At 65.3% G+C, this 23930-nt stretch carries 22 protein-coding genes; 7 read left to right on the top strand and 15 right to left on the bottom strand.

The genetic code is table 11. The annotated features are described in order from the left end of the window. Positions 1-162: 162 nt before the first annotated feature. Entirely contained in the window at positions 163-552 is a 390-nt protein-coding gene (locus tag AC5Y5O_RS20245; RefSeq protein WP_133160897.1) for a hypothetical protein, read from the bottom strand. A gap of 439 nt (positions 553-991) precedes the next feature. Between AC5Y5O_RS20245 and AC5Y5O_RS20250 the strand changes: the two genes are divergently transcribed. The 3 genes from AC5Y5O_RS20250 to AC5Y5O_RS20260 are packed head-to-tail and all read left to right on the top strand — an operon-like array spanning position 992 to position 4096. Continuing rightward, complete coding sequence (locus AC5Y5O_RS20250; RefSeq protein WP_036473771.1) at positions 992-2185, top strand: cytochrome P450; 1194 nt, start codon at positions 992-994, stop codon at positions 2183-2185. Then, entirely contained in the window at positions 2185-3414 is a 1230-nt protein-coding gene (locus AC5Y5O_RS20255; protein ID WP_036473769.1) for a CaiB/BaiF CoA transferase family protein, read from the top strand. Before AC5Y5O_RS20250 ends, AC5Y5O_RS20255 begins: the two co-directional genes overlap by 1 nt. A 13-nt stretch (positions 3415-3427) precedes the next feature. Next, positions 3428-4096, top strand: a complete 669-nt coding sequence (locus AC5Y5O_RS20260) for a TetR/AcrR family transcriptional regulator (RefSeq protein ID WP_232232253.1) — start codon at positions 3428-3430, stop codon at positions 4094-4096. 27 nt (positions 4097-4123) lie between these two features. On the opposite strand, the gene AC5Y5O_RS20265 is transcribed toward AC5Y5O_RS20260, so the two are convergent. Genes AC5Y5O_RS20265 through AC5Y5O_RS20295 form a run of 7 tightly spaced genes read right to left on the bottom strand, consistent with a single transcriptional unit; the run spans position 4124 to position 11450 of the window. Further along, a complete protein-coding gene (locus AC5Y5O_RS20265; RefSeq protein WP_084163691.1) occupies positions 4124-4921 on the bottom strand; it encodes an alpha/beta fold hydrolase in 798 nt (265 codons plus the stop codon). 46 nt (positions 4922-4967) lie between these two features. Then, positions 4968-5720: an enoyl-CoA hydratase-related protein gene (locus AC5Y5O_RS20270; RefSeq protein ID WP_036473763.1), complete on the bottom strand. Its 753-nt coding sequence runs from the start codon at positions 5718-5720 to the stop codon at positions 4968-4970. 10 nt (positions 5721-5730) lie between these two features. Beyond that, a complete protein-coding gene (locus AC5Y5O_RS20275) occupies positions 5731-6873 on the bottom strand; it encodes an acyl-CoA dehydrogenase family protein (protein WP_036473762.1) in 1143 nt (380 codons plus the stop codon). 9 nt (positions 6874-6882) lie between these two features. Continuing rightward, positions 6883-8208 (bottom strand): FAS1-like dehydratase domain-containing protein, encoded by a 1326-nt coding sequence (locus tag AC5Y5O_RS20280; protein WP_036473761.1) that lies wholly within the window; start codon positions 8206-8208, stop codon positions 6883-6885. Positions 8209-8216: 8 nt separating this feature from the next. Then, positions 8217-9068, bottom strand: a complete 852-nt coding sequence (locus tag AC5Y5O_RS20285) for a mycofactocin-coupled SDR family oxidoreductase (RefSeq protein ID WP_036474138.1) — start codon at positions 9066-9068, stop codon at positions 8217-8219. Between the two features lie 14 nt (positions 9069-9082). Then, the gene (locus tag AC5Y5O_RS20290; protein WP_036473760.1) at positions 9083-9892 is read right to left on the bottom strand and encodes an enoyl-CoA hydratase-related protein; all 810 of its coding nucleotides are present in this window, start codon (positions 9890-9892) and stop codon (positions 9083-9085) included. Positions 9893-9932: 40 nt separating this feature from the next. Next, positions 9933-11450: a class I adenylate-forming enzyme family protein gene (locus AC5Y5O_RS20295; protein WP_036473758.1), complete on the bottom strand. Its 1518-nt coding sequence runs from the start codon at positions 11448-11450 to the stop codon at positions 9933-9935. 92 nt (positions 11451-11542) lie between these two features. On the opposite strand from AC5Y5O_RS20295, the gene AC5Y5O_RS20300 reads away from it, so the two are divergent. After that, positions 11543-12550 carry an acyl-CoA dehydrogenase family protein gene (locus AC5Y5O_RS20300; protein ID WP_036473756.1) on the top strand — a complete coding sequence of 336 codons (1008 nt, stop codon included), beginning with the start codon at positions 11543-11545 and terminating at the stop codon, positions 12548-12550. A 3-nt stretch (positions 12551-12553) separates the two neighbouring features. On the opposite strand, the gene AC5Y5O_RS20305 is transcribed toward AC5Y5O_RS20300, so the two are convergent. The 3 genes from AC5Y5O_RS20305 to fdxE form a co-directional block, all read right to left on the bottom strand. Next, positions 12554-13744 (bottom strand): acyl-CoA dehydrogenase family protein, encoded by a 1191-nt coding sequence (locus tag AC5Y5O_RS20305; protein ID WP_036473754.1) that lies wholly within the window; start codon positions 13742-13744, stop codon positions 12554-12556. 29 nt (positions 13745-13773) lie between these two features. Then, a complete protein-coding gene (locus AC5Y5O_RS20310; RefSeq protein WP_036473752.1) occupies positions 13774-16053 on the bottom strand; it encodes an acyl-CoA dehydrogenase family protein in 2280 nt (759 codons plus the stop codon). A 75-nt stretch (positions 16054-16128) separates the two neighbouring features. Beyond that, positions 16129-16323: a ferredoxin FdxE gene (fdxE, locus tag AC5Y5O_RS20315; protein WP_036473750.1), complete on the bottom strand. Its 195-nt coding sequence runs from the start codon at positions 16321-16323 to the stop codon at positions 16129-16131. A gap of 226 nt (positions 16324-16549) precedes the next feature. Here fdxE and AC5Y5O_RS20320 point away from each other — a divergent pair, with 226 nt between their 5' ends. Continuing rightward, positions 16550-17704, top strand: coding sequence for an acyl-CoA dehydrogenase family protein (locus tag AC5Y5O_RS20320; protein ID WP_036473748.1), 1155 nt, complete (start codon positions 16550-16552; stop codon positions 17702-17704). Here AC5Y5O_RS20320 and AC5Y5O_RS20325 read toward each other — a convergent pair. Beyond that, positions 17701-18900: an amidohydrolase family protein gene (locus AC5Y5O_RS20325; RefSeq protein WP_036473746.1), complete on the bottom strand. Its 1200-nt coding sequence runs from the start codon at positions 18898-18900 to the stop codon at positions 17701-17703. The two genes, AC5Y5O_RS20320 and AC5Y5O_RS20325, sit on opposite strands and share 4 nt — an antisense overlap. Before the next feature lie 121 nt (positions 18901-19021). Between AC5Y5O_RS20325 and AC5Y5O_RS20330 the strand changes: the two genes are divergently transcribed. Together AC5Y5O_RS20330 and AC5Y5O_RS20335 are read left to right on the top strand one after the other, a co-directional pair. Further along, positions 19022-19336, top strand: coding sequence for a hypothetical protein (locus AC5Y5O_RS20330; protein ID WP_036473744.1), 315 nt, complete (start codon positions 19022-19024; stop codon positions 19334-19336). Between the two features lie 29 nt (positions 19337-19365). Beyond that, the gene (locus AC5Y5O_RS20335) at positions 19366-20664 is read left to right on the top strand and encodes a TetR/AcrR family transcriptional regulator (protein WP_051641701.1); all 1299 of its coding nucleotides are present in this window, start codon (positions 19366-19368) and stop codon (positions 20662-20664) included. 10 nt (positions 20665-20674) lie between these two features. Here the strand turns inward: AC5Y5O_RS20335 and AC5Y5O_RS20340 are convergent, their stop codons facing one another. From AC5Y5O_RS20340 to AC5Y5O_RS20350, 3 genes are read right to left on the bottom strand one after another with little or no spacing between them, the layout of a single operon-like run. Further along, positions 20675-22237, bottom strand: coding sequence for a class I adenylate-forming enzyme family protein (locus AC5Y5O_RS20340; protein WP_036473740.1), 1563 nt, complete (start codon positions 22235-22237; stop codon positions 20675-20677). Between the two features lie 3 nt (positions 22238-22240). After that, positions 22241-23434: a thiolase family protein gene (locus tag AC5Y5O_RS20345; protein ID WP_036473738.1), complete on the bottom strand. Its 1194-nt coding sequence runs from the start codon at positions 23432-23434 to the stop codon at positions 22241-22243. Further along, on the bottom strand, positions 23431-23889 hold the full coding sequence (locus AC5Y5O_RS20350; RefSeq protein WP_036473736.1) for a MaoC family dehydratase: 459 nt from the start codon (positions 23887-23889) through the stop codon (positions 23431-23433). Before AC5Y5O_RS20350 ends, AC5Y5O_RS20345 begins: the two co-directional genes overlap by 4 nt. Positions 23890-23930 lie beyond the last annotated feature (41 nt).

Consider the following 23930-nt stretch of genomic DNA (forward strand, 5'->3'; position numbering starts at 1 on the left):
ACGCGAGCTGTTGACCGGACCACAGCGCCGACTGGGCTCGCGCCACCGGCACGCACGACATGTACGTCAATGCGCTTACGCTACTGCGCATTTGGGAATGCAGCGTCCGCGACTGGCTCGGCCTCATTACGCTCGATCGCCGAGCCGGTTCGAATGGGTGCGCTACTCCTCGTGCTCTTGGCGGTCAATGATCAGGTCGGACAACTCGACGGCGTTCAGCGACACGTAATCGCCCGTTTCGAGATCTTCGAGGATGACACGCGGCTCCGACCCGTTTCTGTCGAGCCACAGCCGCACAGCGGCGGCCCTGTCGATGAGGATTGCCAACTCGCGGGGTTGCCGTCTCTTCAACTTTTCCCAGCTGCTGCGGACGGAATCGACCCGGCCGATAGTGCCATCGCGAGAACCGACCGAGAAGGCCGCCGCGTCGCACCGGTAGCGACGGTCCATCATTTCCGGCCCGCGAGCAGGTCGTTCACTCGGCTGGTTCGCGAAGGGCGCATCCGGATCGATCGAGTCATCCTCCGGCACGTCTTTCATCGGCCAACCCATTGTGATTCCTCCACCCGGTGACGGGCTCGCCCTGTCGCCATCCGATCAATTGCGACCGTCGCAGCTCGACCGCTCGTGGCATCGCACGTCGCCAGCGGCACTGCTGTCGTTTTGTAGCAACGTGACTTACTAAGTAGACCATGTAACCGTTGGCGTCGGCCCTCACTGGGCGGCGAGCTCGCCACTCCAGCGAGGCCAAAACAGGACTGACCGAGGATGATTGGCGGCCGAATTGGCCCTGTGGGACACGACCGCAACGAAAACACATCCAGCACCGGGCTCAGCGACGTTCTGGACTGTGCCGATCCGATGGCCGACCCAACGTCGAGCCAGCTGTGACCTGGGTCTCGCCCAGCACCACTGCGCCTGATACTCTCGACTCGTCCAGTCGCAGGAATGCGCCATCAATCGACGATAATCGCAGGACCTCGGAGGAAACGTGACAACGAGCGAGCAGGCGGCGACGGTGCCGGTCGTCACCTTCGACTACACCACCACTGAGCCCGAGGGAACGTGGTTCGCTAAATACGATGAGCTGCGCGCTCAGTTTCCTTGGTACCGAAACGAATTTGGGCCTGGCTTCTGGACGGTCTGCAACTACGAGGGAATCCTGCAGATCATGCAGAACCCGGAGGCCTTCTCCAACAGCGTGGTTACCGCGCTGGATCCGAATCCACCGATCAAGTGGATACCGGAGATGCTGGACGGGGAGGAGCACAGGCAGTGGCGGCGCCAGCTAGGTCCGCTGTTCTCCCCTGGCGCAGTCGAGAAGCTCGAGTCCACGGTGCGCCAGCGCGCGATCGACCTCATCGACGGCCTCGTCAGTCGCGGCTCCTGCGACTTCATGGCCGACTTCGCCGCCCGCTTCCCCACCACGATCTTTCTGGAAATGATGGGACTGCCTGTCGAGGAACTCGACGAGTTCCTTGCATGGGAACACGACATCTTGCACGCCGGCGGTAGCGACGAGGAGAAGCTGCGCACGCAAATGACCGCGATGATGTCGGTGATGGGCCGGTTCACAACGGTCATCGCCGAGCGTCGCGAAGAACCGCGCGACGACATCGTCAGCAAGGCCCTGACCTACGAGATCGACGGCGAGCCGGTCACCGACCAGGATCTGTTGTCCTTCTGCCTGCTGATGTTCATGGCGGGCTTGGACACCGTCTCGGTCACTCTTGGCTGGATGTTTCTTCATCTGGCCCGCAACGACGACGACCGGCACAGGATCGTGAACGAGCCGGCCGTCATCCCCAGCGCGGTCGAGGAGTTCGTCCGTGCCTACGCGATCGTGATCCCCGCCCGCAAGGTTATGCGGGACATCGACATTCAGGGCTGCCCGATGAAGGCCGGTGACATGGTGAACATCCCGCTGGCCGCGGCGACCCGCGACGATGCCGCCTTCACCGACGCGACGTCGGTGGACATCACCCGTAAACCGAACAACCACATCGGGTTCGGCGCTGGCCCGCACCGATGCCTCGGCTCACACCTGGCCCGTCAGGAACTCAGAATTGCCCTGGAGGAATGGCACAAGCGGATCCCTAACTACCGGGTGGCTCCGGACGCACAGATGCTCGAAAGCGGCAGCCAGCTGGGACTGGAGAGCCTTCCGCTGGTCTGGGACATCTGATGCGCAAGCCGCTCGACGGAGTTCGCGTGCTTGAGGTCGCGCAGTTCACCTACGTCCCCTCCGCCGGAGCCGTACTCGCCGACTGGGGTGCCGAGGTTATCAAGATCGAGCATCCCGTGACCGGCGATGCACAACGGGGGTTGGTCAAGGTGCTCGGCGCGGCGGCCACCAAACCAGGATCGACTTTCGCGCCGATCATGGAAGCGCCCAATCGCGGAAAACGCAGCGTCGGAATGGCACTGGACAACGCCGACGTGCGCCCAGAGTTCGACGAGTTGATCCGCCGCAGTGACGTCTTCCTCACCAACTACCTTCCTTCAGCACGGACGAAGCTGCACATCGACGTCGCCGACGTCCGAAAGGTCAACCCCGACATCATCTACGTGGCGGGCAGCGGATTCGGCATGAACGGACCCGACCGCGACGCGGGCGCCTATGACGCGACAGCGTTCTGGGCCCGCGGCGGCAGCGCCGACGGACTCAATCCACCAGATGCCGATCAGTCGGCGTTCATGCCCGCAGGCGCCTACGGCGACAACATCGGCGGCATCACCATCGCCGGGGGTGTGGCAGCGGCACTGTACGGCCGGCACGTCACCGGTGAGGCCTCGGTGCTCGACGTCTCCCTGCTCGCGGTCGGCGCTTGGGCTACCCAGTTCAGCGTCAACATGGCGATGTTGATGGGCGGACCGCTACCGAAGATCGAGCGCCGCACCCAAGCTCCGGGCAATCCTCTGACCGGCGCCTACCGCACCTCAGACGGGAGGTTCGTCCAGCTGTCGATGCTGCAGCCCACCCGGTACTGGCCGGAGTTCTGCCGGCTGATGGGCCTGGACCAATACATCGAGGACCCGCGGTTCGAATCACTGCAGGCGATGGCCGAGCACGCTGATCTCGCCTACGGCATCGTCCACGACGCCATCGCAAAGCTGACTTTCGCCGAGTGCAAGGAGGTACTGAGCCGGGGCACCGGACAGTGGGCACCGGTCCAGGACGCCTGGGAATTGGCCCACGACGAAGGACTGACCGCCAACGGTCGGATCGCCCACATCGTTGACGTCGAGGGAAATCCGCAACACTTGGTGACAAATCCGGTGCGGTTCGACGACGACCCTGCCGAACTGCAACGCGCCCCCCAGTTCGCCGAACACACCGACGACGTCCTCCGCGAACTCGGGGTGGACGACGAGCGCCTCATCGAATTGAAGATCGCCGGTGCCATCACCTAAGGCCGCCCCTTTGGTGACGACCCTCGACGACAAGGGCAGCGTCAAGGATCGGTTGATCCGCGCCGCGGACGCAGAGATCACCGCCTGCGGCATCAATGCCGTGCAGATGGACGTGGTCGCCAAGAATGCGGGCGTCTCCCGAGCCACCGCATTCCGCCAACTCGGCAGCGTCTCGGAGATGCTGGTGCAGGTCGCGCTGCTGCGAGCGCGCCGACACGTAGCGGCGGTAGAGGCGCTGATGGCTCCGAAGACCGGTGTCTTCGCCAAACTGGAAGCCGCTCTTGTGTATACGGCTCAGGAATTACCGTCAGATCCGTCGATTTCCGCTCTGATCGCCCGGGGTGCAGCCAGCGTGCACGACCCTCGGGTGCACCAGGTTGCCATGGATGTGATGGGTCCGGTGCTGGACGACGGCCAACGTAGCGGCCAGATACGCACCGACATCGACACCGACGAAATGGTCGACTTTCTGGTGGAGCAGACGTACCTCGCCGCCGAGGAGATCGATAGGTCCGTCGACGAGGTTCGGCGTCGCTTTCGCCATTTCATCGTCCCTGGGCTGGCCGCGCCGAAAGGCTTTGGCGGTGCACACATTTCGCGGACCATGGAGGTCCGGGGCGCGGTGACGACGGCGATTGAGGCACTGACCGATTTCGCCGACCTCTTGCGTCGCTCCGAGTGAGCGTGGCGGCACGTTCATTGCAGGCGGTCATCCGTTGCGGATCGCTGCTGCAAGTTGCCGGGGCGCATCAATCATGACAAAGGCTGAGCAGTCGGGGACCTCGATCAACGTGGCATGCGGGAACGCGTCGCGTAGTCGTCGAGCGTGACCCAGGGGAAACAGCTGATCCTCGGTGCCCCACGCCAAGGTGACGGGTCGGTCGAAAGCTTCGATCGCCGGCGCGGCGCGCAGTGTGAGAACCGGGTCCAATGAGGCGGTCACCGTGACGGCGTCGCGGCGGGCCGCCGCACTGGTGCCAAAGGCTCCGAAGATCTCCCGCTGCCGCTCAGGAGCGGGGGGGTGCTTGCACACCGCCTTGAGGAAGAATGCCTGCCCTGGTCCGCTGGCCAGCATGCGTACAACGGCACCACCCAGCGCGGTGCTGAAACGGCACAGCTTGACGATCTGCGCGAACGAGCCAGGCGGAAAGTGTTCGTAGCTGTCGCAATTGGTGAGCACCAAGCGGGCGATCCGGGATGTGTCCAGCGTTGGATCACCTAGCGACGCCAGCACCAGGCCGCCGCCGGTGTCGTTGGCCACCACAGTGACGTCGGTCAGATCGAGGACTTCCATGAAGTGGACGATGCGACGGGCGGCCGCCTCAGCGCCGAGGTCGGCACCGTCGGTGGCCGTGCGGTGGGCTCCCAGCGGCCAAGTGGGGGTGATGCAGCGGAAGCCGTCCCCCAGTTCAGCCACGACGTCGTTCCACACTGCGCCGGTAACAAAGACGCCGTGCACGAACAGGATCGTCGGACCCGTTCCGCCGTCGGTGTATTCGATGTCCAAGCCGTCGACTCGTACCTTCTTGGTCGTCACGTCGGTTCTCCTTGCATCAATGTCCGCCAAACTCGGGGTGCCGTCGTTCCCGAAAGGCGCGCGCACCTTCTTTGAAGTCGGCAGATTCGATTAACGCCAACTGCCCCTCGGCTTCGATCGCTTGCACCGGCTCGAGTGCGCCGAGCGTCGCTGCGGCCAACGCGCGCTTGGTCCAGCCAAACGCCAACGTCGGACCGCCGGAGACCGACCGCAGAACGTCGGCCAGCACAGACTGGTAGTCGTCTTCGCCAGTCAAATAGGAGATCATTCCCCAGTCGAATGCCGTTGCCGCGGAAACTTTCTCAGCCGTCATCGCCATGCGCGCCGTGCGTGCTCGCCCGATCAACCCTGGCAGCAGCGCGGACGCACCGCCGTCCGGCATCAACCCGACCCGGGTGAAGGCCAACTGAAAGTATGCCGAGGGTACGGCCACCACCAGATCACAGGCCAGCGCGAGTGGGCATCCGAAGCCCACTGCAGCGCCGTTGACGCCGGCAACCACGGGCTTGGGCAGCCCGACGATCGCCCGCACGACCCGGTTCGCGGCTTCGGCGGCGCCTGCGGTATCACCACCGGTGAGGTCGCCACCGGAACAGAACGCTCGGCCGGCGCCGGTGAGCAGCACCGCGCGAACTGAGTCATCCGACCCGGCGCCGCGGATGTGCGCCGACAACTCATCGAGCATCGGTGTGTCGACGGCGTTGAGCTTCTCCGGCCGGTCCAGCCGGATCCGCAGCACAGTGCCGTCGCGCTCGGAGATGCCATTCACGACAACGGGTTCACAAGCCGAGATCGCGGCCGATGATGTCTTTCATGATCTCGGTGGTGCCGCCGAAGATCGTCATGATGCGGTTGTCCAGGTAGTCACGCGCAACCCGGTATTCCGTCATATAGCCGTATCCGCCGTGCAACTGCACGCAGCCGTCGATGACCTTCTTCGCGGTCTCGGTGCACCACCACTTGGCTTTCGACGCCTCGACCGCCGTCAGTTCACCGTCGACCACAGCCTGCAGGCACCGGTCGATGTACTGCTCGCCGATTTCGAGCTCGGTGTCCATCTCGGCCAACAGGAACCGGTTGTGCTGGAAACTGCCGATCGGCTGGCCGAAGGCTTTGCGGTCCTTGGCGTACTGCAATGTCTGCCGCCAGGTCTCGCGCGCACCGGCGATCGCTGAGATGGCGATGGACAGCCGCTCCGACGGGAGGTTGTGCATCAGATGATAAAAGCCGCGTCCCTCCTTGCCCAGCAGGTTCGCCGACGGCACCCGCACGTTTTCGAAGGCCAGCTCGGCGGTGTCCTGGTAGTGCAATCCCATCTTCTCGAGCTTGCGTCCGCGGCTGAAACCCTCCATGCCCGCCTCGACCACCAGCAGCGTGAAGCCCTTGTGGCCGGCGTCCGGGTCGGTACGACACACCACCACCACCAGGTCGGCGTTGATACCCGAGGAGATGAATGTTTTGGCGCCGTTGATGATCCAGTCGTCGCCATCGCGGACGGCCGAGGTGCGGATACCGGCCAGGTCGCTGCCAGCGCCAGGCTCGGTCATCGCGACAGCGACAATCAATTCGCCGCTGATGATGCCCGGCAGCCAGCGCTCCTTCTGTTCGTCGTTGGCCAGTGACGAGAAGTACGGGCCGACAACGTCGTTCTGCAAGCTCAGCGACGGCGACGGCCCCCCGTAGCGGGCGATCTCCTCGTCGATCACGGCGTTGAACCGGAAGTCGTCGACTCCCCCGCCGCCGTATTGCTCGGGCATGTTGAAACCGATCAGGCCGTACTTGCCGGCGGCGACGAACGCCGAGCGGTCGACGATGCGGTCACTCTCCCACTTCTCGGCGTTGGGCACCAGCTCACGTTCGATGAACTGCCGGACCGTCTCGCGGAACGCCTCGTGCTCGGGCTCCAGAACGAGTCTTTTCATGTGGTGGTCTCACTCTCCATACAGTCGTCGCATCTCTTCACCGACTTTGCCGAACACTCGCGACACGACCTGCGCGCCCCGCCTTCGCAGGTCGGCGTCCGGGATCGGCAGCACCACCGCACCGGAAGTCTTCGACGGCAGCAACACCTTGGCGGTGCCCCGTGTGGTGGTTTCGTTCCGCTGGCTGGTGGCGAAGACGTCCAATGACACTAAGTCATCGGGCCCGTCACCCTTCGCGGTGACCGTGCCGGTGCACCGGTGCACGTCGCCGTGGTAGTTGAAGCCACGCAGCTGCAGGTCCATTTCGGCCAGCCAACCGTCGTCGCCGATCCAGTTGGTGATCAAATGGCTCACCCATGCTGCGCGCATCTGTCCGTAGTCGTAGGGCGCCGGAATACCCAGGGCCTGAGCGCGTGCGGCATCCCAGTGCAGTCGTTGCACGACATCGGGGACGCCATATTCATCGGGCTGGTAGAAGGCGGGCATCCGCTTGCGCAGTTGGTGGGCAAACTTCAATGGCCCCACGCCGTAACCGCCCCAGCCCCACCCCATGTGCATCGAGATGATGTCGACGACGGTCAACGGCCCCTTGATGATTCCGGGAAGTTCGTCGCCGACCGAGATGTCCTCCCACCATTGCGGATCGGCGCCTCGCCGTCGTTCTGCCTCGTACTCTTCCTCGACTTGGGCGAATTCCTCGGGAGTCCAGTGCTTGCGCTGTATGTCTTTGAGCTTGCCGGACTTCTTCGAACCGTGACGCTCGGCGTTGATGTAGGACTCGTCGCGGGTCGCGATCGGGTTGCCATCGATGTCGACGTAGAGGTAGCGGTAAGTCTCCTTGACCGAACGCCCACCGGAGAATTCGCTGTCCTTCACCTGAACGTCGAGCGTGTAGTTCTCCGCGAGCACCGGCCGACCCGCGTAGATCGGGCGGTACCACGTCCACTTCACCCCCGAGTAGTACTTCCCGGTCCCGCGAAACAGACCGCGAAACAGCTTCTTTCGCTCCGGGTCGGTGAATTTCGGGGTTTGGTCCAGGCCCGTCGCTATCGGGAAGGTCGGCGATGCGATCTGTCCGTGCCAGCGCGTGGTCGGTCCGTAGGCCGGATCGTAGAACAGCGGGTTGTCGTCACCGCAGCCGAACGCGAAGTGCGTGATGGCATCGGCTGACGGCAGCTTGTGCCACGCTTCGTCGCGCTGGTGAACGGGAATTCCGATCTGCCCTTTGGCGCGTTCGATGTCCTCGTCGGTGATGCGGCCCTCTTCGGCGGCCAGATCATCCCCGGTCGCTTCGCTCGCCCCCGCGTCAGCACCGGGCTTTTGGGTGGTGGTCATCGGTCCTCCTAGAACTTCAGCATGGCGCCGGCGTCGACCTTGAACTGCAGGCCCGTCACATAACGGGACTCGTCAGAGGCCAGGAAGCACACCGCGTTCGAGATGTCCGAGGCTTCGACGTACGGGGTGGGCATCGCCTGCATGGCGGGGAACGCCAGCAGGGCGTCGTCGCGGCTCGGCGCCTCGAGGTCCGGCCGGAACTGCCGGTACATCGGCGCACTGTTGAGCATCGACGTGTTCACGTTTGTGGGATGAACGACGTTGGCGCGGATGGATTGGGGCGCCAGTTGCGCGGCGAGCTGCAGAGTGTAGGAATCCACCAGCTGCTTGGCGTAGCTGTAGCCTGCGCCGCCGGGGCCCTGCGGGCCGCCCGCCCCGGGGGGCTGTGCGGCCGCGATGAGGCCGGCGACCGATCCGGTGGTGATGATCGACGCTCCCGACTTCAGATACGGGAGCGCGGCGTGGACCGTGTTGACGACGCCGACGAAGTCCACGTCGAAGGCATCGGCGAAGGCCTGAACCGGCAGATGAGCACCCAGCGGACAGATGCCCGCGTTGGCGATGACTACGTCGAGTTTGCCGAATTCGGCCACCGCGTTGGCTAGTTCGCGGCTCACGGCCGCCCGGTCGCGGACGTCGACTTCGGCGGTGTACGCCTTGCGACCGGTCTTCTCCACCTCCAGACCGGCTTCCTCGAGATCGCGCGATGTCGCCAGCGGGTACTCGTTGGTGTCGATGTCGTGACAGATGTCAAAGAGGATGACGTCCGCGCCCTCCTCTGCCAGCTTGACGGCGTGGCTGCGGCCCTGGCTGCGGGCGCCCCCGGTGATCAGAACGACTTTTCCTGCTACGCGTCCCACGCTCTCCGCCATGCTCAACGTGCCTTCCATTCAGGGAGACGCTTTTCAGCGAAGGCCCGTGGGCCCTCCTTGGCGTCTTCGGATTTCAACAACTCGGTGAATTCGCGAGTCGTGCGCTCCCACTTGGGTTCCTCCGCGCCGATGATCCCGTTGTCTGCACCGTAGGCGACTCGTTTGCTGGCTTGTACCGACAACGGCGCGTTGCAGGTGATCCGCGCGGCGAGTGCCAGGGCGGCTTCCACGACGGTACCGTCCGGCACGACCTCATTGATCAGGCCCCACCGCAGCGCGTCGGCCGCGGACATGGGCTCACCTGTCAACACCAGCTCCAACGCGACCTTGCGTGGCAGCTGTTCGACGATCCGGAACACGCCGCCCGCCCCTGCGATCAGGCCGCGTTTCACCTCGGGCAGCCCGAAAGTTGCGCTCTGGCAGGCGATCACCAGATCGCTGGCCAGGGCGAGCTCTGAGCCGCCGCCGAGCGCGGTGCCGTTCACTGCGGCGATTGTGGGTTTGTCGATGAAGTGATGCACGTAGCCGGCGAAGCCCCATTCAGGGTGCTCCGCGTGGTAGAGATTCTCGCCGCGCGAGACGGCCTTGAGATCGGCTCCGGCACAGAATGACTTCTCGCCGGCACCGGTGATGACGACCGCCCGCACCTCGGGATCGCGCTGCGCCTCCTCGAGCGCGTCACCCACGGCCGTGCTCACCGCCCCGTTAACGGCGTTGCGCGCGTCAGGCCGATTGATGGTGATCAACGAGACGTTGCCGCGCAGCTCCACGCTGGCCGCCAAGCTCGCCACGTCGGTCGCAGTTTCGGTCACTACGGTTCCTCTCCAAGTCGATGGTTGCCTGATAGGCGTTTTAGCCTGCACCGGCTGGTTGGACAGTGCTCGCGCCGAGCTCGTCGAACATCGTGAGCAGCCTGCGCCGGTCGACCTTGAGCGCCGCTCCGCGCGGCAACTCGTCGACTACGAAGACGCGAGCGGGCACCTCATAGGGCGTCAGCGTCGCCCGGCAGTGCTCGCGCAGCTCCTCGCCTTCGATGGCCGCCCCGGGACGCAATTCGACTGCGGCAACCGGAATCTGGCCCAACCGCTGATCGGGCACGGGCGCGATGGCGGCATCTGCGACGGCCGGGTGCGCACGCAGCGCCCGGACCACGGTCTCGGGTGACACCTTGAAACCGCCCCGCACGATCACGTCGTCCGCGCGACCGTCGATGTAGAGGAAACCGTCTTCGTCGAGATGCGCCAGGTCACTGGTGGTGACCCAGTCACCGGCTTGACCGGCCTGCGGCGTGGCGACCTGCAGCCTGCCGCCCTCGTTGGCGCCAAGGACGGCGCCGTCCTCGTCTACGACTCGCAACCGCACGCCGGGAAAGGCACGCCCGACGCTGCCTTTTTTGTCGGCCCATCGCGCGTGGAAGTCCTTGACGGTCCACCCGGCCACCGCGCCGGAGAACTCCGTCGCGCCGTAGACGACGAGGATCGGGATGCCGTACCGCTCGAAAAACGCATCAACCAATGCCGGGTCGACGGCGGCTGTCCCCGCATTGATGGCGCGGATGCTCGCCAAATCTTGGCGGGGGATGTCGGAGTCGAGCACCGATCGCATGGCCGCCGGGGGCAGTCCTGCCACCGCGGGCCGATACTGCTTCACCACGGCGTGCCAGCCCGGCACCGTGAATCGATCGAGCATCGCGATCGGGCGTGCCGCGACCAGCGACTGCAACAACGACCACAGCCCGCCGATGTGCACGATGGGCAACGTCACCAGGCCCACGGTGCCCGACAGCGGAGGTTTGGGCTTGGCATCGGCGCGGTCGTTGTGCTGCAGCGCCGACGCGATCGAGGCCTCCAGTTGCGCACGGGTCAGGGGGATGCGCTTGGGAGCGCCCGTCGTGCCCGAGGTCAGCATCTCGATTGCGATCGCCGCGTCGCCGCTGACGGCCTGCGTCGTGCCCTTTACCTGGAGAGCCAGTTCGCCGTCGTCGAGACGCCAACCGGTCGCCCCCAGATCGGTGACGGCACGGCTGAAGACGTCTTCGGACCATAATGCGGCCGGCGCAAGGACATACGCGACGCCGGACGCCGCAAGATCGTCACTCAGCCGGTCCGGCGGCTGCAGCGGACTGATGGTCACCAGCGTGCGTCTCCCGCGGAAGATCGCGATGAGCGCCGCGACGGACTCCATCCGATTGGAGAGCACGACGGCTACCCGCCCGCCGGCTTGACATCCCGCGGCAGTCAGTTCCTGGTCGATCCGCTCGGTGAGCGACCTAACGGAACCCCACGACGTCCAGCGTCCGTCGCACTCCAGCATGCGGTCGTGGTCGTTGGCGTCCCAAAGCCGTCCCAGCGCGTTGTCGATGCTCGTCATCGTCACTTTCCAAATCGGCCCTCGCGGCGAAAGCCCGTCATCTGAACCTAGAGGACATGGTTTACTAGGTCAACTTAGTAGAAGGGCCATCGATGGACTTCGGCTTGACCGACGAACAGGACCAACTCGCCGCGGCGGAGCGCGCCTGGCTTACCAAGCACGACCCCATCGCCAGGGTCCGCGAAACGCTGGACTCGGCTGCGGTCACGGTAGATTCCGCGGTCGTCGCGCACGCGGCAGAATCGGGTCTTCTGGAGCTGCTCACTCACGAAATAGGCGGCACGCATGTAGATCTCGCCGTCGTGACGGAGCAGCATGGATACGCGGGGAGCTCGCTGCCGGTCGCGGATCTGAACATTGCGGCGTGGCTGCTCGACTGCGTCGACTGCCCCACCGAAGACTGCGAGCTGACAGGAGTGGCGCTCGGTCCTGACGCCGCTCTCGATGGCGATGCGCTGCGGCTGACAGGCGTCACCCGTCCGGTGCCGATGGCCGCCGACATGGACTCCATCGCGGTGGCAGGGCAGGTGGGCGATGGCGAATACGTGACGGTCCTCAGTGCCCCGACGTTGTCGGTGATGTCGACCCTCGACCTGAGCCGTTCGTGGGCGCGGCTGGACCTCGACGCGACGATCGCGGAATGGAAGCCGCTGCCACCCGGCACGCTGGCCTTGCTGCGCGACGCTCTCGCGGTGCACCGGGCGTTCGACGCGTTGGGCGCGGCAGCCCGGCTGCTCGATATGACGGTGTCTTACGCCGGCCAGCGGGAACAGTTCGGCGCGCCGATCGGCTCGTTCCAGGCCGTCAAGCATCACTGCGCCGACATGGCCGTCGCGGTGGAGGCCGGCCGGGCCACCTTGTGGGCCGGGGCTCTCGCGCTGGACACCGCACCCGTCGCTGCGCGGTCCCGGGCCGCGTCCGCGGCGGCGGCATACACCAAGTCCGCTGCCGCGAAGGTGGCCGGAACGGCGCTGCAAGTGCACGGCGGCATCGGATTCACCTGGGAACACGATCTGCATCTCTTCCTGCGCCGGATCAAGGTCGACGAGGCCTTCAACGGGAGCGTCGCAGAACACCGCGCGGCACTGCTCGGCGCCTGACATTCAGCGCCGATCCCGCGGCAGTGCCAAGCCCCGCTCGGCGATCAGGTTGCGCATGATCTCCGAACTGCCGCCTGCGATCGTGTAAGCCCGGGCGTACAGCCACTCGTCCTGCCAACGGCCGCCGTCGAGCGCGCCCGGGTCGCCCTCCACCAACATGCCTGCCTCACCGCCGAGTTCGACTGCGAAGCTGGCCATCTCGAGATTCAGCTCGCTGAACATCAACTTGGCCATCGCGCCGTCGTGCATGCGTTCGGTGCCACGCAGCCACCGCGTGAGGTTGGCGTACGTCAGCGCCGACAGCGCCTCCACCTCAGCGCTGAACTCGCCGATGCGATCACGTACCCGATCGCTATCGATCGCTGGACGACCGTCGAGGTTGACCTGCGAGGCGAGTGTGACAAGTCTGTCGATCGCCAACCTCAATTTGACGACCGCGGCGCCGACGCTGGTGCGTTCGTGCCCCAACGTGGCGTTCGCGATGGCCCAGCCCTGTCCTGGTTCTCCGATCATCGCCTCGGCAGGTACCTCGACGGAATCGAAGAAGACTTCGTTGAAGTCAGAAGTGCCGGTCAACTCGCGCAATGGCCGAACCGTGACGCCGGGGCTCGACATGTCGAGGATGAACGCACTGATGCCTTTGTGCTTGGGGGCGTCGGAATCGGTGCGCGCCAACAGATATCCGTAATCGGCCCAGTGCCCGTCGGTGGTCCACACCTTCTGCCCGTTGACGGTGTAGGTATCACCGTCGAGCACCGCCCGGGTGCGCAACGACGCCAGGTCGCTTCCCGCGCCCGGTTCGCTGAACAACTGACACCACAGCTGTCGACCCGCGCGAATCTCGGGCAAGTGCCTGCGCCGCTGCTCATCGGTGCCGTAGTGGATCAGCGCATGCGATGCCAGCGCGTTGCCGCTCGGCACGCCCGGCACCGCGGCCCGGGCCAATTCCTCGCTCACCACGATGGCGTGTTCAGCGGAGCGATCGTCGCGACCACCGAACTCGACCGGCCAGTCCGCGCCGACGTAACCGGCTTCGAACAGGCGCGCCGTCCATTCTTGAAGTGCCTTGAGTTCAGCTTTATTCTCGGCGCTCCGCACGCCCGCTCGTGGTGGGATGGGCGGTGCATGCTCGGCAATGAACGCCCGTACTTCGGCGCGGAAGGCCTCCATTTCGGCACCCATTCCGTATTCCACGTTGCCGTCTTCCTGTTCGATGTGACGTATTAGCGGCTCAGCGCCAGCAGTTCGCCGGCGGCGTGGTCTCGCAGCGCGTCGGCACGGCCGACCAACACGGCGTTAGCCTTGGCGCGGCGTAGCAGCAGATGACTGGGATGCTCCCAGGTGAACCCGATGCCGCCGTGGATCTGCAACGCACCCTCGGTGGCCATCACCCCGGCGTCGAGCGCGGCCGCGGCGGCCAAATCCGCGATGTACCCCGACTTCTCGAGGTCAACTTCGGCGGCCGCGAGCACTTGGCTGCGGGCGCCTTCGAGGGCGACCAACATGTCCGCGCATCGGTGCGACACCGCCTGAAAGCTGCCGATGGCGCGGCCGAACTGTTGCCGTTCGCCTGCCCACTGAACGGCCATCGCTAGCGCGCGCGAAGCAACACCAATGGAATCCGCCGCCACGGCTAACACCGCCTGACGGCGAGCCGTGCTCAGCACTCGAGCCACGTCGTTTCCGTCGGCGACCACCTCACCCGCGGCCGCGGTGAAGGTCACCGAGCCGATGGTCGCGGTCATATCGAGCGGTTGCTGAGCCGTCACGTCGACGCCTTCTGCCGTGGCGTCGACCGCCACGAGAAGCTCACCGACGCCGTCGGCGACGCGAGCCAGCACCACCAGAACCTCGACGTTCGGCGCCCCTGCCACGATCGGGATCACACCGGAAAGACCCGACCCATCCCACTCGGGTAAAACGGGACCGCTGGTCACCCAGCCACTGTCGTCGACGGGCACGGCGAATGCCGCCGCCGCGCCGGCGGTGATTCGCTGCACCAAAGCCTTTGCGCCACACTGGAACGCGACGCCGAGTGCGATGACCGTCGGAACGAGCGGCGCAGGTGCCAACGCCCTCGCGGCCTCCTCGATGGCGGCGTACAGCAGACGTGGTCGGGCGCCCGCTCCGCCAAGGGATTCCTCGACTGAGAGACCTGGTAGACCGAATTCGGTGAGCGCCGACCACACTTCGGGCTCTGCTGTATCGATGGGACGCTTGCGGTCGAGCAATGCCGCTTCGTCCACCGTGGCCTGCAGTGCGGCCGCCAACACCTCGCGAAGCTCGCGTTCATCCTCCTCGGGCGTGGCCAGTGGTGCGCCAGGCGCAATGGCGGCTGCGCGGCTGCCCTCGCCTCGGTGCGACGGCAGCCCGAGGACACCCTCGGCGATGGTATTGCGCTGAATCTCGGCGGTACCCGCGCCGATCGTGGTCGCCCGGCTCATCAGGTAGCCGAACGTCCAGCGCCCGTTATCGACGGCGTCGGATGCCCGGCTGCCCAGCGCTGCATAAGGACCCGCTGCGCGCAGGGCGAGCGCGTGCATATGCTGCTCGAACTCCGATTTCACCAACCGGTTCACCGAAGCCACACCGCCCGGATCCTCGCCGCGCAGCACCGCGGCCAATGCGCGGGCGCTGTTGGCGGCGATGGTGCGAACCCCAGATTCCAGCCGCGCGACGTCCTGGCGAACCATTGGGTTGGTGTCGAGCCCTTGGGAGACAACGAGATCGATCACCCGGTCGACCGTGCGGCGGTACTTGAACTCGTCGGCCAGAAACGCAGTCGCCCGCTCGTGGCCCAGCGACGTTCGCATGATCGACCAGCCGGCACCCTCCTCGCCGACGACGTTCTCGACCGGCACCGCCACGTCGTCGAAGAAGACCTCGGCGAAGTGCGCGGCGCCGCTGATGTCGCGCAGCGGACGCACCGTAATCCCCGGGCTGTTCATCGGGATCAGCAGATAGGTGATGCCGTCGGAGGGCTTGTCCCCCGAACCCGTCCGCACCAGGGCGAACATCCAGTCGGCGCGGTCGGCCATCGTGGTCCAGACCTTCTGGCCCGTCACCCGATACACATCGCCGTCGCGGACCGCCCGGGTGGACAGTGACGACAGGTCACTGCCGGCTCCGGGCTCGGAAAACCCTTGGCACCAGAACTCATCCGCGCGAAGCAACGGCGTCAGGAATCGATCCTTTTGCTGCTGCGTGCCGTGCGCGATCAGCGTCGGGGCCAGGATGAATGACAGCGGACACGGATGCGGCGGTGCACCCGCTTCCGTGGTCATCCGGTAGTAATCCAGCTGATCGGCCAGCGGCAGGTCCAGCCCACCGACCTCGCGCGGCCACCCCGGGGCGGCCAGCCCGTGATCGACGAGTTCGGCGTGCCAGGCCCGGGCCACCTCGATGCGGTCAGGCTTGGTACCTGACCGCGCGGCGTCCGCCCGGCGACGACGGAAGTCGGCGAGAAGCAATTCGAGCCGGCTACGCCAATCAGCTGTATGCATGACACTCCACAAAGTGAACTTGGTTAACTATGTCTGAGTGTGCCGGTTAGCGTGGCCGATTGGCAAGCACGCCGATCAGCCGTCTTCAAGGATGAGTGCGAGTTCGGGGCATGCGGCAACCCCGTCCTTTGTGGCCTGCTCGTCTTCCGGCCGCACCTCGCGCTCCCGGAGGATGGAGTAGCCGGAGTCGTCGATCGGGAACAACTCCGGGTCGACGGCGTAGCACTGGGCATGACCCACGCACTTCGACTGTTCGAGGCGGACTTTCATAGGACCTCCCTTTGCTCGACCGTTCTCAGCCGGACGGTTCGTCCAGCTGTCAGCATAAGACTAAAGCTTTAACTATTTTCGAACGACCGGACGCCCGATGCCGCTTCTAACAGTAGTGTCAATCTATAAGGGCGGGCATATATGCTCGGTTCGTGCGGATTGAGGACTATCCATCACGGCGCGTTCCCCCTATTCTGACGGTCGTATCCAGCAAAGGGACACTGCGATGACATCTTCGCTCACTGAGGAAGAGACCATGCTGGTCGAAACGGTACGAACCTTTATCGACCGCGACGTCAGGCCCACGGTCCGCGCAGTCGAGCACGCGAATGAGTACCCGGAAGCGTGGATCGAGCAGATGAAACGCATCGGGATTTTTGGGCTTGCGGTGCCAGAGGAATACGGCGGTTCGCCGGTGTCGATGCCCTGCTATGTGCAAGTGACCGAGGAACTGGCCCGCGGCTGGATGAGCCTGGCCGGCGCGATGGGCGGACACACCGTGGTCGCGACGCTGATCTCGTTGTACGGCACCGAGCAGCAGAAACAGAAGTACTTGCCACGCATGGCGAGCGGGGAGATGCGTGCCACGATGGCGCTCACCGAACCCGGTGGCGGCTCCGACCTGCAGGCGATGACGACCACCGCACGAGCCGAGGGCAACGAGCTGGTGATCAACGGCGCGAAGACCTGGATCAGTAACGCGCGTAGGTCCGGCCTCATCGCACTGTTGTGCAAGACCGATCCACAAGCCGAGCCACGCCATAGGGGCATCTCGATAGTCCTGGTCGAACACGGTCAGGGTCTGACCGTCTCACGCGACCTGCCCAAGCTGGGCTACAAGGGCGTGGAGAGTTGCGAATTGTCGTTCGACGACTGCCGGGTACCGACTTCGGCAGTCCTCGGCGACGAGCCGGGCAAAGGATTCGCCCAGATGATGAAAGGCCTTGAAACGGGCCGTATTCAGGTGGCCTCGCGGGCACTGGGGGTGGCAAGCGCAGCACTCGAGGACGCGCTGAAATACGCACAGGAGCGGGAGAGCTTTGGCCAACCGATCTGGAAGCACCAATCAGTCGGAAACTACCTGGCTGACATGGCCACCAAACTGACCGCCGCCCGCCAACTCACCCGCTACGCCGCCGAACGCTACGACAGCGGCGAACGCTGCGACATGGAGGCCGGGATGGCCAAGCTCTTCGCGTCGGAGGCTGCCATGGAAATCGCGCTCAACGCCGTCCGAATCCACGGTGGCTACGGCTATTCCACCGAATACGACGTCGAGCGCTACTTCCGCGACGCACCTTTGATGATCGTCGGCGAAGGCACCAATGAGATCCAGCGCAATGTCATTGCCGCACAGCTGGTCTCGCGAGGCAAACTTTAGACGCCGGCGAGTTGCCGATCGTCCGCTTTCACCCGCGGGAAGTTGAGCATCCGGCGGGCGTTCTCCTCGACGATCAGCTTGCACTCGTCGTCGGGCACCTCCGCGAGCACCTCGGCGGCCCGCTTGCGCGAGTTCGGCCAGTTGGAGTCGCTGTGCGGGAAGTCGATCTCGAGCATGATGCGGTCGATGCCGATGCTGTGCCGGTTCTTCAGGCCGTGCTCGTCGTCGATGAAGCAGCCCCAGAAGTGCTTGCGGAACAACTCCGACGGACGGGTGTCGAAGTCGATCTTCTGGTAGTAGCGGTGCCGCTCCCACACATAGTCGGTGCGCTCCAGGATGTAGGGCACCCAACCGATGCCGCCTTCGGCCAGCGAGATCTGCAGCTCGGGGAATTGTTGGAGCTTGCCAGAGAACAGCAGATCGACGGTGCTCCACATCAGGTTGGTCGAGAACAGCGCCGTCGCCACGGCAAAGGGGGCGTCCGGCACGGTGATCTGACCCGCGATCGGCTTGACCGACGAGAACGAGAAGCCCGGCACGTAGGAGCCGGAGCCGAAGTGCAGCGAGACCGGCATCTTGGCCTCGGAGCAGACCCGCCACAGTCCGTCCCAGTGGTCTGAGTGGAACGACGGGAGACCAAGGGGCACAGGACTATCGGGGAACGAAATGGTCCTGGCGCCCTTGGCAGCCACCCGCTCGGCCTCCGCGATGCAGGCATCGATGTCCCAGGTCGGCAGAATCGCCAGCGGGATGTAGCGATCAGGTGCGGTCGCACACCACTCGTCGATGTAGAAGTCGTTCCACGCCTTGACGCACAGCAGGGCTAGCTCTTTGTCGTCCGCGCGCTGGAACGTGCCGCCGCCGAATCCGGGGAACGACGGGAAGCACAACGCTGACTGCACACCGTCGAGATCCATGTCGGCGACCCGGGCGACCGGGTCATAGCAGCCCGGAATCATGTCCTCGTAGCGGACGGGGTCCATGCCCCACTCCTCGGGCGGTTTACCGGCCACAGCGTTCAGGCCGATGGTCGGGAAGACCTGCCCGTCGTAGTGCCACAGATGCATGCCGTTGTCCTCGACGATGCGCGGGCCCTGTTCGAGGTATTTCTGCGGCAACCGGTCCTGCCACACGCGTGGGTGCTCGACCAAGTGGTCATCAACGGACACGATCTGGTGGTCATCCTGAAGCGGCATGATGCTCCTTCGCATCTGACGATCGGCCATATTTTTCTGACATATCGTCTTGTTTTCTGACGGTTCGTCTCACAGACTATATGACACACGCCACATTCGTCCAGCAGTTGAGAGGGCCGACATGGAAACCACGGACCGACCCGCCGAAGACGCAGGCCGGGACAAGGTCGATGAAGACGACCACGACCTGTTGACCTTCGGCGAAGCGGGCGAACGGCTGCGCATCGAGATCGCCGCGGCGGCGCGAAACGTCCAGGACCTACAACAATCCGGCCCGGTCGAAGCACTCGAGAAGGCTCAGGCCCGCCTGGATGCGCTGCGGTCTGCTGCTGCTCGCAACAGCGCGCAACCCATCAACGACGCCAACTTCGAGAAGTTCTTCGGCTATCCCGGCAAAGCCAAGCGCAACCTGCCCGGAGCGCCGTCGGCACCATGACGACCGCGCCGGCGCGGAATACTTCTCCCATGGCCCGCACTCCCGACAAGCTACGGCGCCCCGGCTACGCCCCCGCCACCAATGCCGGCGTGGGGCGCCGTGGTCTGCACACCCGCGACCGGATACTCGGGTGCGCCGCGAAGGTCTTCCTGGCCAATGGATTTCATGCCACCTCGCTTGACGCCATCGCCAAGGCGGCCCGCGCCTCCCGCGCCACCGTTTATCAATACTTCGCCGGCAAGGAGGAGATCTTCGGTGAACTGAGCGCGCTGGCCGGGCGTGATGTGCTGGCACACGGCGAACACCTCGGTGGACTCGGCCCGACGGCCGACGGGATTAACGCGCTGCACCGCTGGCTCGTCGAATGGGCGGATATCTACGACGCCCACGCTGCGGTGTTCGCCGAGTTTCCGGGCATCGGCACGGCCACCGGGTTGGCCGTCGTCGACGCCAGTTCGGCCGCCGCCCAGTTTCATCAGACCGTCACCGATCGGCTGCGGCGGACACCCCTGCGGGATCTGGAAGCCGACGACGCGGCCGCAGCACTCGGGCGGATCCCCCACATGGTTCACCTCTACAGGTACCGAAACATGTTCCCTTTGCCCGCTCGCGCGACCGTGACGTGGTCGTTGACCGGTGCATTGCAGCTGATGCTGTTCCCCGAGACCCCAGCCGACATGTTGCAGGTGCTAGCACCGGCAAGAGACGGATGCGCACGAACCACGCCCCGCGCCCTCGGCTATGCGGCGGCGACACCTGCGGCTGTCGAGGCGTCGGCATCGCCGATTCCGCAGGATGTGCTGTCGGTCAGTTCGACGTTGTTCGCCGAACGCGGCTACTACGCCATCGGCATGGCGGAGATCGCGGCCGCCGCCGACGTCAGCCGCGCGACCTTGTACCGGTACTTCAGCACCAAGGACAAGATCCTGGCCGAGCTGACCCGCCGAGCGGTCGCCGAGATCGAGAAGCACGCCGCCGCCCTGCCTGCCATGGCCGCGGATTCTCTGACCGAATGGATGCTTGGCTACGTCCAATTCCATCGCACCTACCGCGGCGTGATCCGGGCGTGGTTCGACGGCACGGTCGCAGAACAGCTCTCCAACGCCGATGTGGACCACGGTATTGGCGCGATTTTCCAGGCGGTTGCCGCGTTGTTGTCCACCGTCGACCTGCCGCCCGGGATCGACGCCGACGTCGCAGGCGCGGTCTTCGCGGCGGTCCTGGGCCGGATGTCCGAGCCGACGGGGGCTAGCGGACCGGACAGCGACGAGCAGGCCGCTGAGTTGATGGTCAAGCTGTTGCGCCGTTCGCTCTTGCGCGAAGCGTGAGCATAGGAGCTCAGCCGGCGGCGGCCTTCAGCTCGGCGCGCAGTCGCTTCTTGTCCACCTTGCCGCTGGCCAGTACAGGCAGTTCGGCGACCAGCACCAGTCGACGAGGCACCTTGTAGCGCGCCAGTCGTTGCCGGACCCCCTCTTGCACCATTTCCAGCGTCGGCGACGCACCGCTGCGCGGCACCACGACCGCGCAGACCGCCTCGCCCCACTTGTCGTCGGGCACCCCGACGACAGCGCAGGCGACTACTCCGACAACCGCACTGACCGCATCCTCGACCTCGGGCGAATAAATGTTCTCGCCGCCGCTGATGATCACGTCCTTCTTGCGGTCCATCAGATAGAGCAGACCGCGCCCGTCCAGTCGACCCATGTCGCCGGTGCGACACCACCCGTCCCGCAGCGTCGCCTGCGTTGCCGCCTCGTCCTGCCAGTAGCCGCGGAACATCGAGTCGGACCGCACGACGATCTCACCTGCCTGCCCCACGGGCAGGACGCCACCGTCCGCATCGACCACACGTACCCGGGTGTCGGGAAATGGGAAGCCAACCGAGCTCAGCCGCTCGGCAGCGTTGGGGTCGTCGAGGATGTGCAGTTCGCGGGGCAGTCCAGAGACAATGGCTTCCGTCTGTCCGTAAAGGTTGAGGAAGCCCGCGTCCGGCAGCACGGCGAGTGCCCGCCGCAGAATGGCCGCGGTCATCGGCGCAGCCGAATAGACCACCGTGCGAACCGATTCCACCGCCAAGCGATCACTCACCTCATCAAGGAGCGCCCTGAGCATGACCGGCGCCAGATGCAGCACCGTGATCCGCTCGTCGGCGATCAGCCTCACCGCATCGGCCGCGTCGAACTGTTGCTGCAGCACCACGGTTCCGCCGCGAGCATGCAGTCCACCGATAATCCCGAGCGCACCGAAGTGGAACATTGGCATGTTGATTAGCCCGCGATCGGCGCTGCCGCAACGCATCTCGTTGTTCATGGTGAATGCGACCCGGCGCATCTCTCGCTGCCCGAGGATGCAGCACTTGGATGCGCCGGTCGTGCCGCTGGTGAACAGCAGATACGCGGTGTCGTCCGGCCGGGCTACGAAGTCGGGCTCTCCACTGCGGCCTTCCTCCACAAATCGTTCGTAACCCGTGATCCCCGGCGGAGCCTGTCCGCCGATGACCACCAACATCGGTGGCGACGGCACACCCGCGATGAGATCGCCGATCACCGGCACGAACTCGGCGGCGCAGAACACGATCGACGGGGCGACGCGCCGCAGCGCATCATCCATCTCGGGTGGCGAAAGCCGAAAGTTGATGGTGGCCATGATGATTCCGCCAAGTTGGGCGGCCGCGTTCAGTTCGCCGAACTCGATGCTGTTGCGGCTCAACACCGCGATGCGGTCCTGGCGCTTTACCCTGTTCGCGGCCATGGCCGACACCAATCGGACTGCCCGGTCCCGTAATTGTGCGTGGGTCACGGAGCGCTGGCCGTACCGGTAGGCGACGACGTCGGGGAAGCGGACCGCGTTGTCGGTCACGATGTCACCGAGCGTCATGTCGTCGACTTCGGCCCTCGACATGAGTTACCGGCTACTCAGCAGCATCGATCCGGCCACCGGCCCGCCGCCCACACCGACGGCCACCACCTCGGGGGTGCGGGGCGCCTGCCGGTCGCCGCCCTCGCCCCACAGCTGGACACACGCCTCACACAGGAAGCCCATTCCGTGCAGGCGACCGCCGGAGAGTTGCCCGCCACTGGTGTTGATCGGCAGCGAACCGTCCAGTGCGATAGCCGAACCGTCGCCGACGAACTCGCCGACCTTGCCGTGCTCGCAGAAGCCCATCGCTTCCAGCCACATCACGGTCAGGAAGGAGAAGCCGTCGTAGAGCTGGGCCATGTCGACATCGGCGGGGGTCAGGGTGGTGTGCTCCCACAGCGTGGCCGCCGAATCGTGCGCGGCCATCGTGGTGATGTCGCAGCGCTGATCCCAGGTCGCCCGCTCGAACATCCCGGACCCGACGGACTCCACCGTCAGCGGGTGTCGCGGCAGGCCATTGGCGGCGTCACGGCGCGACACGATCACGGCGGTGGCGCCGTCGCAGGGCACATCGCAGTCGTAGAGGCACAGCGGCTCGGAGATCATCCGCGCTTCAAGGTAGTCGTCCATCGTCATCGGCTCGCGATAGATCGCATCGGGATTGAGTCCGGCGTTGGTGCGGGCGTTGATCGCGATGCGGCCGAGGTGCTCGCGGGTCAGACCGAAGTCGTGCATATAGCGCTGAGCGGGCATCGCCAGCCAGTTCGCCGCCGACAGTGCGCCAAAGGGCGCCATCCACTCAAGGTGCGGGGGCAATTCCCCGCCGCCGAACAGCACCGAGGCGCGGCCGCCGCCGGCCTGCTGCGCGGCGGTGGACTCCCACACCGACCGATACACCACGACATGGTTGGCCAGCCCGAGCGTGACCGCCATACAGGCCTCGATTGCCGGCCCGATCTGCCCCGCTGTCTCCATCGCCGAGACGTACCAGCGGGAGCGCAGTCCGAGTGCGTTGCGGACCTCCTGGACGGTGGCACCGGAGAATCCCGCGTCCGGCACACCCGGTCCCGGGTAGCTGGCGATCCCGTCTACGTCGTCGACGCTCAGCCCGGCGTCGGCGATCGCCCGCAGCACCGCCTCGAGGGTGAGGTCCAATCCCGTCCGGCCCAGCCTGCGGCCGACCTGCGACTTACCCGCTCCGGTCAGGACGGCTTTGCCGTCGAACGGGCCACTGGTCACCAGACGAACCTAGCGATCAGTTCGGCCACGGCGGCCGGTTTGTCGACTCCGTCGATCTCGACGGTGTGTCGCACGGTCAGGTTCACGGTGTCGTCGGCGACCTTGGTGGCGTCGGCGAGCTCGGACCGGACTCGGATGCGGCTACCGGCGGTGACCGCGGACAGGAATCGCACCTTGTTCAGGCCGTAGTTGATACCCATCTTGGCGTTCTCGACGCGGTAGTTGTCCTTGCTCACACCGGGGATGAGCGAGAGCGTGAGAAAGCCGTGCGCGATCGTTGCGCCGTAAGGACTTTCGGCCTTGGCCTTCTCGACGTCGACGTGGATCCACTGATGATCCATCGTGACGTCGGCGAAGGCGTCGATCCGGCTCTGGTCGATTTCCACCCACCGGCTGACGCCCAGTTCCTCACCGATCGTCGCGAGTGCATCGTCCACGGACCTGATCAACTTCATCGCTGCTCCCAACGTCGCCTGCGCCGATATACCGATATCTA

It is taken from the genome of Mycobacterium sp. NGS40, assembly GCF_059812735.1.